Annotated in this window: 17 protein-coding genes; 9 read left to right on the top strand and 8 right to left on the bottom strand. The window is 36.5% G+C overall.

What is annotated here, in order from left to right; all coding sequences use genetic code 11:
• Nucleotides 1-139 precede the first annotated feature (139 nt).
• Genes W908_RS05865 through W908_RS05890 form a run of 7 tightly spaced genes read right to left on the bottom strand, consistent with a single transcriptional unit; the run spans nucleotide 140 to nucleotide 4,017 of the window.
• Nucleotides 140-655, bottom strand: coding sequence for a DsbE family thiol:disulfide interchange protein (locus W908_RS05865; protein WP_053820330.1), 516 nt, complete (start codon nucleotides 653-655; stop codon nucleotides 140-142).
• Nucleotides 652-1,110 carry a cytochrome c maturation protein CcmE gene (gene ccmE / locus W908_RS05870; protein WP_053820331.1) on the bottom strand — a complete coding sequence of 153 codons (459 nt, stop codon included), beginning with the start codon at nucleotides 1,108-1,110 and terminating at the stop codon, nucleotides 652-654. The genes W908_RS05865 and ccmE overlap by 4 nt, the downstream gene beginning before the upstream one ends.
• Nucleotides 1,103-1,273 (bottom strand): heme exporter protein CcmD, encoded by a 171-nt coding sequence (ccmD, locus tag W908_RS08715; RefSeq protein WP_082345021.1) that lies wholly within the window; start codon nucleotides 1,271-1,273, stop codon nucleotides 1,103-1,105. The genes ccmE and ccmD overlap by 8 nt, the downstream gene beginning before the upstream one ends.
• Nucleotides 1,270-2,019 (bottom strand): heme ABC transporter permease, encoded by a 750-nt coding sequence (locus W908_RS05875; protein WP_257720185.1) that lies wholly within the window; start codon nucleotides 2,017-2,019, stop codon nucleotides 1,270-1,272. Before W908_RS05875 ends, ccmD begins: the two co-directional genes overlap by 4 nt.
• A 15-nt stretch (nucleotides 2,020-2,034) precedes the next feature.
• On the bottom strand, nucleotides 2,035-2,691 hold the full coding sequence (tsaB, locus tag W908_RS05880; RefSeq protein ID WP_053820333.1) for a tRNA (adenosine(37)-N6)-threonylcarbamoyltransferase complex dimerization subunit type 1 TsaB: 657 nt from the start codon (nucleotides 2,689-2,691) through the stop codon (nucleotides 2,035-2,037).
• Complete coding sequence (locus W908_RS05885) at nucleotides 2,691-3,347, bottom strand: biosynthetic peptidoglycan transglycosylase (RefSeq protein WP_053820334.1); 657 nt, start codon at nucleotides 3,345-3,347, stop codon at nucleotides 2,691-2,693. The genes tsaB and W908_RS05885 overlap by 1 nt, the downstream gene beginning before the upstream one ends.
• Nucleotides 3,340-4,017: a copper homeostasis protein CutC gene (locus W908_RS05890; RefSeq protein ID WP_053820335.1), complete on the bottom strand. Its 678-nt coding sequence runs from the start codon at nucleotides 4,015-4,017 to the stop codon at nucleotides 3,340-3,342. Before W908_RS05890 ends, W908_RS05885 begins: the two co-directional genes overlap by 8 nt.
• A gap of 145 nt (nucleotides 4,018-4,162) precedes the next feature.
• On the opposite strand from W908_RS05890, the gene rpsF reads away from it, so the two are divergent.
• The 9 genes from rpsF to der all read left to right on the top strand — a co-directional run bounded on the left by rpsF (nucleotide 4,163) and on the right by der (nucleotide 11,592).
• Nucleotides 4,163-4,552, top strand: coding sequence for a 30S ribosomal protein S6 (gene rpsF / locus W908_RS05895; protein WP_020025038.1), 390 nt, complete (start codon nucleotides 4,163-4,165; stop codon nucleotides 4,550-4,552).
• Nucleotides 4,553-4,561: 9 nt separating this feature from the next.
• On the top strand, nucleotides 4,562-4,819 hold the full coding sequence (gene rpsR / locus W908_RS05900) for a 30S ribosomal protein S18 (RefSeq protein WP_020025037.1): 258 nt from the start codon (nucleotides 4,562-4,564) through the stop codon (nucleotides 4,817-4,819).
• An 8-nt stretch (nucleotides 4,820-4,827) separates the two neighbouring features.
• Nucleotides 4,828-5,283, top strand: a complete 456-nt coding sequence (gene rplI / locus W908_RS05905; RefSeq protein WP_053820336.1) for a 50S ribosomal protein L9 — start codon at nucleotides 4,828-4,830, stop codon at nucleotides 5,281-5,283.
• 75 nt (nucleotides 5,284-5,358) lie between these two features.
• Nucleotides 5,359-6,801 carry a replicative DNA helicase gene (dnaB, locus tag W908_RS05910; protein ID WP_020026928.1) on the top strand — a complete coding sequence of 481 codons (1,443 nt, stop codon included), beginning with the start codon at nucleotides 5,359-5,361 and terminating at the stop codon, nucleotides 6,799-6,801.
• A 67-nt stretch (nucleotides 6,802-6,868) separates the two neighbouring features.
• Entirely contained in the window at nucleotides 6,869-7,333 is a 465-nt protein-coding gene (locus W908_RS05915) for a DUF1249 domain-containing protein (RefSeq protein ID WP_236849128.1), read from the top strand.
• Nucleotides 7,315-8,217: a 5'-nucleotidase gene (locus tag W908_RS05920; RefSeq protein WP_020025906.1), complete on the top strand. Its 903-nt coding sequence runs from the start codon at nucleotides 7,315-7,317 to the stop codon at nucleotides 8,215-8,217. Before W908_RS05915 ends, W908_RS05920 begins: the two co-directional genes overlap by 19 nt.
• An 82-nt stretch (nucleotides 8,218-8,299) precedes the next feature.
• Nucleotides 8,300-9,565 carry a histidine--tRNA ligase gene (hisS, locus tag W908_RS05925; RefSeq protein WP_053820338.1) on the top strand — a complete coding sequence of 422 codons (1,266 nt, stop codon included), beginning with the start codon at nucleotides 8,300-8,302 and terminating at the stop codon, nucleotides 9,563-9,565.
• Entirely contained in the window at nucleotides 9,562-10,179 is a 618-nt protein-coding gene (locus W908_RS05930) for a YfgM family protein (RefSeq protein WP_053820339.1), read from the top strand. The genes hisS and W908_RS05930 overlap by 4 nt, the downstream gene beginning before the upstream one ends.
• Nucleotides 10,180-10,200: 21 nt before the next feature.
• On the top strand, nucleotides 10,201-11,592 hold the full coding sequence (der, locus tag W908_RS05935; RefSeq protein WP_053820340.1) for a ribosome biogenesis GTPase Der: 1,392 nt from the start codon (nucleotides 10,201-10,203) through the stop codon (nucleotides 11,590-11,592).
• A 10-nt stretch (nucleotides 11,593-11,602) separates the two neighbouring features.
• On the opposite strand, the gene W908_RS05940 is transcribed toward der, so the two are convergent.
• Nucleotides 11,603-12,841: an NAD(P)/FAD-dependent oxidoreductase gene (locus tag W908_RS05940; protein ID WP_053820341.1), complete on the bottom strand. Its 1,239-nt coding sequence runs from the start codon at nucleotides 12,839-12,841 to the stop codon at nucleotides 11,603-11,605.
• Between the last annotated feature and the right edge of the window lie 7 nt (nucleotides 12,842-12,848).

Consider the following 12,848-nt stretch of genomic DNA (forward strand, 5'->3'; position numbering starts at 1 on the left):
TTAGTTTTAAAAAGAATTTATGTAAAACCCACTAATTTTATTGAAAAGTGTAAAATAATTATACATCTAAGAACCCTTATTTCAAGCGACATTCAACAATAAATATAAATTGGGGTAAAAATACTATAAAAAAATACTTTTATAATGTCTCTAAAAAAACCTGGAAATTTTTACTCCAAACTTCTGGAGTTATTTCTCCGATATGTTTATAAAGAATTAATCCTTCTCTATTAATTAAAAAGGTTTCTGGGGTTGCATAAACACCAAGCTCCATTCCAACTCTTCCATCTGGGTCAAAAATAATCTCATCAAATGGATTTCCCATTATGTCTAGATACTTCTGACCATCATTTTTTTGATCTTTGTAGTTAATGCCAATTAACTTTAGACTCTCATTATTTGCTATATTCATAATTACTTGATGCTCCTTCCTACAGGTAACACACCATGACGCCCAGACATTGATAAGTATCATTTGATTGCCTATCAAATCATTCAATTTGACATTTTCATTCGTATAAAAGTCTTTTCCATTGACCTCTGGAACAATCTTTCCTAATAGAGGTGATGGAAGCTTATTGGGATTAGAATTAAGACTTAAGAATAAAAAAATTCCTATTATAAAAAATATAATTAGAGGTATTATTTTTTTCATTGCTGAGAACTTGTAATCTCTAAAGCAGCAGCTACCTCTGGAGGCATATAATTTTCATCATGCTTCGCTAAAACTTCTTTAGCAGTAAATTTATAAGTACATAGCTTGCCTGCCCAAGCTTTTTTGCACTCCTTCTTAATTGAACCACTTGCCACGACTCCCTGGCCCTCTCTAAAAAGGTCAGGCAAAATACCCTCATATGCAACTTTAATTGTTTGGTTATTATCTGTGACTGAAAAAGTAGCTATCATTCCTTCCCTACTAAAACTATCAGTCTCAACAAGGCCTCCCAGTCTAAAACTCTTATTTGCTGGAGCCTTTCCATCGACAATATCAGAGGGAGTATAAAAGTATAATAAGTTTTCACTAAACGCCTTAATCCCCAAATATCCTGCCAGGAAAACACCAGATACTAAAAGCCCAACCAATATCATTCGGTTTTGTCTTTTAGTCATTGATTGAGAATTTATTTTTGAGAGACAAAATAGTCTTAGTGTGGATTCTCTTTGCACTAATAAAAAGAGTAATTATTGTCAAGAAGGAAACACCATATGCGAGCCAAACATAAAATGCATACTTCCCATAAGGCAGAAAGGAAAAATACTCAACCATAGTCATGATACTACTCCCTCAACTTCATCTTTGACCCAGCGAGAATTTTGCTCACGAACTAGAACCTCTGTTCTTGCTTTAATTACAACAAGAAGCGCATAAAGAAAAATTGACGCTACAAACATTATTGCAAGTGCAATTTGCATGTCTGGATCTTTTAAACCACCAGTACCAACCGAATAACCTTGGTGAAGGGTGTTCCACCATTTAACTGAGTAATGAATAATTGGTAAATTAATTAGGCCAACGATAGCAAGTATAGAGCTAGCTTTTGCAGCAGTCTTTGGGTTATCAAATGCGCTATTAAGAGACATGTATGCTAGATATAAAAACAATAATATGAGCTCAGAAGTTAATCTAGCATCCCAGACCCACCATGCTCCCCACATCGGCTTACCCCAAATTGCTCCAGATGCCAATGCAATGATTGTAAAAGCTGCGCCAATTGGCGCCGAAACCTTTGCCACCACTTCAGCCATTTTAATTTGCCAAATGAGTCCAATACCCCCAGCAATTGCCATGATTGCATAAACCATCATTGACAAGATAGCACTTGGAACATGAATGAATATTATTCTATAACCATCACCTTGCTGATAATCAGGCGGTGATATAACAAGAGACCAAAATAAACCAATCACCAAAAGGCTAGCAAAAGGCCAAAAAAACCATGGTGTAAGCCTAGAACAGGTTCCATAAAAAACTTTCGGTGAGGCCTGCCTTTGAATCCATTTCCACATAAATAAATGCAGTGATAAAAAAGAGATTTATTTTAATGATTTTTGAGCCACATTGTTTCGTAAATATATCGGCTGGGGTAGCTCAAAGTCGCTAGTCTCTCCCCTACTAAATGACTCAAGTGCTAAATCTATTAAACTAGAGGATTCTGGAAAAATTGTGAGATCAGTTTCAATTACACCAGAAGCAGAACTGAGCATATCACCATAGGCATCCCATCCTGTCCCAACTCCAATATAATTAGTATCGAGAATATCTACATCATTAGGATTACATATGCGCAATTTACTGATTTTTCCTTGATTGTAAATAGCCCAATAGACCTCTCCCATTCTAGCATCAAGTGCTACAGCTATTTTTTCAGAACTAAGAATCTGTGAAGCCCTAAATCCAAGCAACTCAAGTGTCGAAAATCCAATCGTTGGAATATTACAGGACATTGAAAGCCCCTGAACAACGCCAACACACATTCTTACACCTGTAAATGCACCAGGCCCTTTAGTAAAGATTATTGAATCAACATCCTTTATTAGAGTTCCTGTTTCCTGAAAGACTTCATCACAAAGCTTAAGAATATGGCCAGAGCTTTTTTGAATCCCTGACAAAACGCGACTAACTCTTGACTCTTTGGTCATTAGAGTGACCGATGCAATTTCAGTACAGGTATCTATCGCAAGTAAATTCATCAAAATATTTTTTTGTAGTTTTCGTGCATCTTCAAAATCATCTTAACTCGCCTATCCAGCCTATCAGGAAAGTTAATAGGATTATAGTAAGAAGGCCCTTTAAGCAAGGCAACAAGTGTTGCCATATCTTCTAAACTCAAATCCTTAACATCTTTATCAAAGTAGAAATAACTTCCACTGGCAAAGCCGTGGTAGGCCATATCTCCTTTTTGGGCTAAATATACCGTATTCATATACCTCTCAAGAATAAATTCTTTATCGTAAGACAACTCTAAAAGTAATGCCATCAAAACCTCTTCAAACTTTCTGGAAAAAGTTTTTTCCCGAGTTAGAAGCGAATTCTTAACTAATTGCTGAGTAATTGTACTGGCTCCTCTAAGCGCCTTATCATCAAATAAATATCCGTAAATAACTCTCCCAATCTCTTTAAAATCAACACCATGATGATGGAAATATGATTGGTCTTCCACTAAAAGAAGCATATTAATAAGCTCTGGAGGGTAATCATTAAAGGAGAAATTGATTTGAGTGATAGTGTTTGAGACTTTTATCTCAGTTGAAAATTGAGACTTTACTATAATGTTAAGATAGAATAAATAAGCTGAGAAGATAAATATAAATATTAAACTTACAATCTTGATCCAAAATTTATACATTGATTGCAGTTTTAATTTCTTTAATAGTTTGACTATCTGTAATTTTTCTATTTTGTCTATGAATTGAGCAAGAAGAATGAAGCCAAGCAAAGTGACAATCAGAGAGAATTTCACTTATGTTTTGAGGGTTTATGCCTGAGCCTGGCATAATTTCAATTCTGCCAGATGCTCTTTGTTGCATTTCCTTCAAAACTGCCAATCCCTCCATAACAGTCTCATAGCCACCAGATGACAAGATCGTATCAAAACCTAAATTAATTGCAATTTCAACTGCTTCAATAGTCTTTGGGATAGTATCTACTGCTCGATGCAAAGTTTTTTTAATGCCATCGCTATATCTAATTAATTGACCTAAAAATTCTTGATCAAGCTCACCATTCAAAAGCGTAGCGCCAAATACAACGCCGTCGAAGTTGTATGATCGAGCTTTATCAATATCATCAAACATTTGATGAAGATCCCCTGATGAGTATTCAAAACTGCCTTTTTTAGGCCGAATCATTACCCTGCAAGGTATATTCACTTCTGAAGCAAGCTTCATTAATTCATCAGATGGCGTCAATCCTCCAAGCTCTAATGAGCTGCAGAGCTCAATTCGGTCTGCCTTTCCATTGATGCAGGCCTCTAGACCAGAAATGCTATCGATACAGACTTCTAGTTTGGATTTCATAAATCCAAGTTTATATTAATGTTCATCATAATACGAGAAGAAGCGCAAATAATTGATAAGTATAGAGTAACTAGTATAAAATACCCTCTTCCTTGCTTGACCAGCCCTTGTTGGCAAGCTTTTTTTAATCCATAAGGAGATGTTAATGAGACATTATGAAATAACTCTCATTGTTCACCCTGACCAAAGTTCTCAGGTTACAACAATGATTGAGAAGTACAAAGAGCTAATCACTTCAGGCAAAGGTATAGTCCATAGGGACGAAGACTGGGGTCGTAAACATTTAGCCTATCCAATCAACAAAATTTATAAAGCACATTACTTAATGATGAATATCGAGTGTGACAAAGATACACTTGATAAATTAAACTACAACTTTCGCTTCAACGATGCCATCCTAAGAAATTTAATTATTTCTAAGTCAGAGGCAATCACTGAACCATCAATTATGGTTGCAGAAGCAGGCAAAGATTCAGATAAAGTTAAAGATCAAGGCAAAGACAAAGCCAAAGGTCAAGACTCAGAAAAGAAATAGGAGACTGTAATGGCTAAAAAACAAGTTAACAAAAGACGCAAATTTCAAATCCCTATAAACCGCTTTTGTCGTTTTACAAAAGCAGGTTTTAAGGAAATTGACTACAAAGATGTTGAAATACTTCTTAAGAATATTGATGAAAGTGGAAAAATTACGCCATCAAGAATAACTGGTACTTCTGCAAAGTTTCAAAGACAATTGACAACTGCAATTAAAAGAGCTAGATTCTTGGCACTAATCCCTTACACCGATAAACACAAAAAATAGGAGGCCTTATGCAAGTAATTTTATTAGAAAAAAATGAAAAACTAGGTAATCTTGGTGACATAGCAAACGTTAAGTCTGGCTATGCTCGCAACTACCTAATTCCGCAAGGTAAAGCCAAACCTGCTAATAAAGCTAACATGGCAGTTTTTGAAACAATCCGTGCAGAGCTTGAGGCAAAAGAAGTCGCCGCTTTATCAGATGCTGAATCAAAAGAATTAGCGATGAAAGATGTTGTTTGTACAATTTCTGCGAATGCGGGTGAAGAAGGGAAGCTCTACGGCTCTGTCAGCACTACAGAAATAGCTGCCAATCTTCTGGAGCAAGGTTTTGAGGTTGAAAAGCGTGACATCAACATGCCAGAGGCAATCAGAAATACTGGTGAATATGAAGTCACCGTATCTCTCTATGCTGAGGTTGTGGTGCCAGTAAAAATTATAGTAATTGCTGCAACTGAAACAGAATAAGTTAATCCAATTCACTTAAGTGAGTTAAAATAAAAAGCCCTCTCTGAGGGCTTTTTATTTTTCTAAAATGTGACAATGGATATTGACAACCCTAAAATACCACCTAACTCTATAGACTCCGAGCAGTCTGTACTTGGCGGCCTTCTTCTTCATAATGAATCTTGGGATAATGTTGTTAACATTCTTAGCTCTGACGACTTTTATCAAACCTCACACCGCATCATCTACGATGCTATTGTCATACTACTTGAACACGACAAGCCAGCGGATATTCTAACAGTCAAAGAACAGGTCATTAAAACGCATGACGAGGATTCAATAGGAGGTTTCGCTTACTTAGCTCAGATAGCTGAAAATACACCTAGCGTCTCTAATATTGAAGCTTATGCTAAACATGTTCGTGAGCTCTCAATCTACAGGCAGCTCATAAAGATTGGAAAAGAAATGGCTGATACTGCTTTTAGTCCAAAAGACATTGAAGTCAACGATCTTCTGGATTTATCAGAAAGAAAAATCTTTGAAATAGCTGAACAAGTCAGTCGTAACAAGCAAGAAATTACGAATGTAAAAGATATTATCAAGGATGTAGTGAACCGCGTTCATGAAATGCAAGAATTAAAAGGTTACAAAGGAGCCGAAACTGGTTTTTCAGAATTTGACAAATTAACTTCAGGTCTCCAAAATGGCGATCTCATTATTATCGCCGGAAGGCCCAGCATGGGTAAGACTGCTCTTTCAATGAATATTGTCGAGCATGTAGCAATTCATAACTCTACGCCAGTAGCAGTATTCAGTTTGGAGATGCCAACTGAGCAATTAGTCATCCGAATGATTTCATCATTTGGAAGAATTGACTCAAGTAAATTGCGTGATGGAGATATGTCTGAGATTGATTGGAACAGCTTCAATCATGCAGTCAGAGCCTTTGAAGAAAATACAATTCTAATCGATGAAACGCCTTCAATAACGCCTACCGAAATCAGGGCAAAATGTAGAAGACTTAAAAGAAGGTATCCAGATCTGGGTCTAATCATGGTGGATTATTTACAACTCATGACAGTGCACGGTAAATCTGAGAACCGCGTTCAAGAAATTTCAGAAATCTCTCGCTCACTTAAGGCTCTTGCAAAGGAGATTAATGTTCCAGTCATAGCTCTATCACAGCTTAATCGAGGAGTTGAATCTAGAGCTAAAACTGGTAAAGGCAGAATTCCTCAGATGGCTGACCTTAGAGAATCAGGATCTATTGAACAGGATGCTGATATTATTGGATTTATCTACAGGGATGAGGTTTATCATGATGATGCATACACGAATCCTGAAGAAGTAGGAAAAGCAGACTTAAGAATAGCAAAACACAGAAATGGAGCTACTGGAAATATTAAGCTGGCCTTTGTGGGTCAATATTCAAGATTTGAAGATTTAGCCTTTGAAGATAGATTCCAGGGCGTGAACGATGAGCAAATGGACGCTTCATATGTTAACAATATGACAAATTTTGATCAGGGTGATTTTTAGAGTTACAGAAAATTTGCATTAAGATTTATTATGAACATCGCCAATCAATAATCAAAGTATTAAGTTAATGATGAATGATCAGATTCAAACCAAACTCATATATAACAAACAAAAGGTAACTTATAAAAATCTATCGGAGATTTTTGAACTTAACTTTATTAAAATCTCAAGACTCATTCCACTTCTCGCTTCTATTACTGAAGAAACAATTGGAATTAAAAGCCAATCAAATGATCTTTTCATAATCTGCCATGAAAAGTCTCCTTACACTGGAACATATACACTGACTCACAAGATTAAATCTATGGATAAAGTGATCAACCGTCCAGATATTCGTTTTAAAATTTATTTTGATGCAAAACTCTTAGAGGTTGAATCAATATGTAAAGAAACAAGAATTAATTCTAATCACCCCTTACTCGTTGATTGTAGTGATTTGTCCTTTCAACTTGAACTTAACCTATTCATGCTAAGATGGCTCGATTACTGCTTAGATAAGTACAACGGAGCAAAGTGGATAACAAAAAATTAAAATCTGAAAATACCAAGTTAGTTATTGCAATCTCATCAAGGGCATTATTCAATCTAGATCAATCTCACAAGATATTTAAAGAAAAGGGAATTGAGGCTTATGCTAAGCATCAGCAAGAAAACGAGCATGTCATTTTAGAACCAGGGGTTGGCTTTACCCTCGTTAAAAAATTATTAAAACTCAACAGTAAAAAAACGCCAATTGATGTCATCCTTCTATCCAGAAATAGTGCAGATACAGGTCTTAGAATATTTAACTCAATTGAGCATTACGATCTAAATATTTCAAGGGCTGCGTTCACGAGAGGAGAGAGTACTCACCCTTTTGTAGGGGCTTTTGAAGCTGACTTGTTTCTATCTAGCAACTACAATGATGTCCAGAAAGCACTCCAATCAGGATATGCTGCAGCCTCTATCGTTGAATCAAAGTCCAATAATAGCCACCCATCTCAGCTAAGGATTGCTTTTGATGGTGATGCAGTAATCTTTTCCGATGAATCTGAGAGAATTTTTCAGGAAAAAGGACTAGAGGCATTTCATGAAAACGAGATTTTATCTGAAAAAATTGAGCTAAAAGCGGGGCCATTTAAGTCATTTTTAGTATCTTTACAAAAAATTCAATCTACATTTCCAGAGGAAGATAACCCAATAAGAACAGCTCTCGTTACAGCAAGATCAGCTCCATCACATAGAAGAGTTATTCATACTATGAGAAAGTGGGGCATTCGTATTGACGAATCATTCTTTTTAGGTGGCCTTGAAAAAGGCGTTTTTTTAAGACAATTTGCAGCAGATATATTTTTTGATGATCAGCAACAACATTGTGAGTCTGCATCTCAATATGTCCCTACAGGACATGTACCGAGTGGAATAAAAAATAGTTAAGATTTTAGGACTTGGTTATTGCAAGGACTCAAGCCAAGAATTAATTGGTAAAATACTTTTTAATTACATTTTAAGATTATAAATGTCAAAAAAAATTCAAGCTATCCGTGGAATGAACGATCTTCTTCCTTCAGATTCAAATATCTGGAGTTTTTTAGATAGTACCATTAGCAATCTGCTTCTTTCATATGGCTATAAATATTGCCGAACTCCCAACATTGAGAGCACAGAAACTTTTGCAAGAGCTATTGGAGAAGTAACCGATATTGTTGAGAAAGAAATGTATACCTGGAAGGACAATAATGGAGACTCTCTTACCTTAAGGCCAGAGGGAACAGCTGGTGTTGTAAGAATGATGATTGAGCATAATTTACCCAGAGAGGGAATTCAAAAAGTTTTTTATAATGGCCCCATGTTTAGGCATGAGCGTCCTCAAAAGGGGAGATACCGTCAATTTCATCAGGTTGGTGCTGAAGTATTTGGCGTTTCTGATGCGAAAATTGATGCTGAATTGATATCCATAACTCAGATTCTCTGGAAGACATTAGGAATTGATGCTGAACTGGAAATCAATTCTCTTGGCTCTGCGCAAAGTCGCGCCTCTTACAGAGAAATATTGTCAGGATACTTTAACGATAACAAGGATCAACTAGATGAAGATAGTCTGAGACGTTTAAAAACGAATCCACTGAGAATTCTAGACAGTAAAAATAAAGAACTTGAGAGTTTAATTTCTGGCGCTCCAAAAATGATTGATTATCTTGATGATGATTCTAATCATCATTTTAATGCCTTAAAGAATTACCTAGAGAGCCTTGATATTTCATATAAGGTCAATCCTAAACTGGTTAGAGGGCTTGACTACTATAATCAAACTGTTTTTGAATGGATTTCAAATGATCTTGGCGCTCAAGGAACTATATGCGGCGGTGGAAGATATGATGGACTTGTTGAAAAAATGGGAGGTAATGCAACACCAGCAATTGGCTTTGCTATGGGATTAGAGCGAATAGCCCTCCTCATTGAAGATAAGTCTGATCAAATAATTAACAAGAGGCCTCATTTGTATTTTGCCTCAATCGGAGATAGCGCCAATATTGAGTCTATGAACCTATCTAAAAAAATTATTGAAGCTCTCCCTCATATTACTATTACTAATGATATGAGCATTGGCACGCTTAAAAATCAAATGAAAAAAGCAAATAAATCAGAGGCTGACTTTGCTATGATTCTTGGAGAACAGGAATTATCAGAGGGCCATATAAGTATAAAGCCTCTAAAGGGCCAAGGAGTTCAGCAATCAATTAAACTTGAGGGTATCATTCACCATCTTCAGGAGATATTATGAAAAACTTTATAGAAATTAGCGATTCAGAAGAAGAGCAAGTTGATAAGATTAAAAAATGGTGGGATGCCAATGGTAAACAAATTATTGCAGGAGCTGTTCTTGGACTTGCAGGCGTCTTTGGTTGGAACTATTATGTTGATTATCAAGATAGTCAGGCTTTGAATGCTCGATCGCTTTATTTAAGCTATGCGTCAGACTCAGCCAATGTTGGTGCTTATGACAAACTGATTAAAGATCACTCGTCAAGTAGCTATGCTGATCAAGGGACTCTTTTGATGGCTAAATATTTATTTGTTGCAGGCAATTACTCTCTAGCGCTAGATGCTCTTAAGCCCTTAACAACAAGAGAAAATTCAGTCATTGCATCGACAGCAATATTACGATCAGCGTCGCTTCATCTTGAACTTGGGCAACATGAAGAAGCTCTATCTGTTCTCAATATAGAGAATGAAGAGGGCTTTTCGGGACTCTTTTATAATCTTGCTGGAGATGTTTTTCTAGATCTTGGAAATATTGAAGAAGCTAAAAAGAATTACACTCTAGCGATTGACAATATCACTGAAAACTCTAGCCTTACGCAATTGATTCAGATCAAGCTGGACGATCTCAGTTAAAAACATTGCTGGTTACTGATTGTGAGCTACCCTATCATATCTCTGGTTGGCAGGCCTAATGTAGGCAAGTCAACGCTGTTTAATCGTCTAAGCAATTCAAGGCAAGCCCTCGTCTCTGATTTTGAAGGACTGACTAGAGATCGTCAATATGCAAGCATAGAGTTAGATAATGGTATTTATTGCTCTATTGTCGATACTGGCGGCCTAACTAATGAAGATTCAATCATTGATACGGGTATTCATAGTCAAGTAATTAATGCACTCAACGAGTCAGATGTCATATACTTTATTGTCAGCAATAAGGATGGAGTTACTTCTTTAGATTTTGATATTTCAGCCCAGCTAAGAAAGCTAAAGAAAAATATTATTTTAGTTTGTAACAAAGCTGAGGGTTTAAATAAAGCTTCAGCTGCAGAATTTTATGAACTAGGATTAGGTGATCCAACACTTATTTCAGCAGAACATAATCAAGGCATTACTGACCTTATAGAAAAAACAATCCCACTACTGCCTAAAGCTGTTGAGTTTAAAAAACCTGAACTAGAGGGAATTGCAGTTGCTGTTCTTGGTAGGCCCAATGTTGGAAAATCAACTCTAATTAATCGAATTTTAGGAGAAGAAAGAGTCATGGCGGTAGATCTACCTGGAACTACTCGAGATTCAATATTTATTCCTTTTGAAAGAGAGGGTCAGCAATACACTCTGATTGATACAGCCGGTATAAGACGTAAAAGAAGCGTAAGTGAAAAGGTCGAAATTTTTAGCATTATCAAAGCTAAAGATGCCATCAATGATTCACATGTTGTTATTTTGGTATTGGATGCCCATGAAGGAGTCACTGAGCAAGATGCAACACTCTTAGGGCTAATAGCTGACAAAGGAAGGGCCTTACTCATTGTTATCAACAAATGGGATGGCTTAGATGATTATCAAAAAAGTGAAGTAAAAAGAAAGTTAGATATAAAACTCTCATTTGTAAATTACGCAACAGTTCATTACATTTCTGCACTCCACGGCTCAGGTGTTGGTAGATTATTCTCGCCCATTAAAAGATCTTATGAGAATGCAGGCGGAAGGTTTCCTACCTCACTCCTAAATCGAATATTAGAACAGGCCAACAACACACATCAACCTCCTCCAGTTGCTGGAAAGAGAATGAGGCTAAAGTTTGTCAATCAATCTGATGTTTTTCCGCCCACATTGATTTTTCATGGCAACCATGTTCAAAATGTACCAAATAGTTATGAGCGCTTTCTAAAGAATTTTTTTATTACAGCTCTCAAGTTAACGAATACTCCTATTAAAATTCAATACAAAAGTGGCGACAACCCATTTAAAGATAAAAAAAATATTCTATCTGCACGCCAAATTCAAAAGAAAAAGCGGCTGATGAAGTTTGTCAAAAAGAAATAAAATTAAATCTTTAAAACCTTCGAACTGAAAACTCATGAATTGGAATGGGGGACTCCTCCCCTGTGATAATTGACTCCACAATCTCAGCAGTAATGGGAGCTAGCGTAAGGCCTATATGGCCATGACCAAAAGCATAAACAACATCATTACCTTTTCTAGAAGCTGAAATAACAGGCTTACTATCAGGAATTGATGGTCTAAATCCTAACCATGACCTATTTGACTTTCCTAAGTCTGGAAAAAAATTTGATGCACCAATCTCGAGATGATTAATTCTATGATTAGAAATCTGAGGACTAACTCCGCCTAGCTCTACAGTTCCAGCCACTCTTAATCTACCTGTCATTGGAGACATATAAAAACCTCCATCAGCAGAACAGCAAGGTCTATTGAGGAGTGGTTCATTCATATCATATTCGACATGGTATCCTCTCTCAACATCTAAAGGTATATTGTCTCCCGCTTGTTTTGCAAACTTCTTAGAAAAAGCACCTGCAGATACAACTAGGTGATTTGATAATATTATAGATTTGTCATCTAAAGTTACTTCGATACCAGTCTTTGATCTTTCAACATTCTTAGCAGACTGCCTAATAACATGACATCCTTTATCAATACAAGCACCTAACAATAGCTTCATCATTTTTCCAGGATCACTCATATAATTACAGTCTGGAAAATAGGCTGCGCCGCCTTCAGTTAGATTAATATTAGGTTCCAACTTATTAAGCTCTGAAGGGGTTAGCATTTGTGCATTCAAGCCTAAAGTTTTTCTATGATTAATATCTTTTTCACCAGCGTCATAGATTGACTTTGACCTATAGATATAGATACTTCCATTACTATTAAGTAGAGAACTTCCATTGATTTGACTTGCCAAATCCTCCCAACGAAGCCTTGCATTAACTAGTAAGCCAGCGATCGATTGCGCATTTTTTGCAGCCTGTTTTGGCATCGATTGATACAAGAATTTCATTAGCCAAGGAGCAAGTGAGAGAATTTCAGAGCGTTTAATTGCAATTGGGCTATTTTTATTAAATAAAAGTGCAGGCAATCTCTTTATCACTTCTGGAGAGCCAACAGGTAGAACTGCATATTCTGCAATTGTGCCGGCATTCCCATATGAAGCTCCGGAACCTGGCTCTTCGCAATCAATAAGAGTAACTTCCTTACCTAGGTTAAGCATTCTTAGGGCAACTGAAAGGCCTATAACGCCTCCACCCAAAACTAAAATATCAGTTTTTTCCATCTAAAAA

Origin of the sequence: Candidatus Pseudothioglobus singularis PS1 (assembly GCF_001281385.1) — a bacterium.
Lineage (GTDB): Bacteria > Pseudomonadota > Gammaproteobacteria > PS1 > Pseudothioglobaceae > Pseudothioglobus > Pseudothioglobus singularis.

Excerpts from the sequence above, each read along its gene's own strand:
- W908_RS05865 (WP_053820330.1), bottom strand. The coding sequence starts at position 655 with ATGAAAAAAATAATACCTCTAATTATATTTTTTATAATAGGAATTTTT.
- ccmE (WP_053820331.1), bottom strand. The coding sequence starts at position 1,110 with ATGACTAAAAGACAAAACCGAATGATATTGGTTGGGCTTTTAGTATCT.
- ccmD (WP_082345021.1), bottom strand. The coding sequence starts at position 1,273 with ATGACTATGGTTGAGTATTTTTCCTTTCTGCCTTATGGGAAGTATGCA.
- tsaB (WP_053820333.1), bottom strand. The coding sequence starts at position 2,691 with ATGAATTTACTTGCGATAGATACCTGTACTGAAATTGCATCGGTCACT.
- W908_RS05885 (WP_053820334.1), bottom strand. The coding sequence starts at position 3,347 with ATGTATAAATTTTGGATCAAGATTGTAAGTTTAATATTTATATTTATC.
- W908_RS05890 (WP_053820335.1), bottom strand. The coding sequence starts at position 4,017 with ATGAAATCCAAACTAGAAGTCTGTATCGATAGCATTTCTGGTCTAGAG.
- rpsF (WP_020025038.1), top strand. The coding sequence starts at position 4,163 with ATGAGACATTATGAAATAACTCTCATTGTTCACCCTGACCAAAGTTCT.
- rpsR (WP_020025037.1), top strand. The coding sequence starts at position 4,562 with ATGGCTAAAAAACAAGTTAACAAAAGACGCAAATTTCAAATCCCTATA.
- rplI (WP_053820336.1), top strand. The coding sequence starts at position 4,828 with ATGCAAGTAATTTTATTAGAAAAAAATGAAAAACTAGGTAATCTTGGT.
- dnaB (WP_020026928.1), top strand. The coding sequence starts at position 5,359 with ATGGATATTGACAACCCTAAAATACCACCTAACTCTATAGACTCCGAG.
- W908_RS05915 (WP_236849128.1), top strand. The coding sequence starts at position 6,869 with ATGATGAATGATCAGATTCAAACCAAACTCATATATAACAAACAAAAG.
- hisS (WP_053820338.1), top strand. The coding sequence starts at position 8,300 with ATGTCAAAAAAAATTCAAGCTATCCGTGGAATGAACGATCTTCTTCCT.
- W908_RS05930 (WP_053820339.1), top strand. The coding sequence starts at position 9,562 with ATGAAAAACTTTATAGAAATTAGCGATTCAGAAGAAGAGCAAGTTGAT.
- W908_RS05940 (WP_053820341.1), bottom strand. The coding sequence starts at position 12,841 with ATGGAAAAAACTGATATTTTAGTTTTGGGTGGAGGCGTTATAGGCCTT.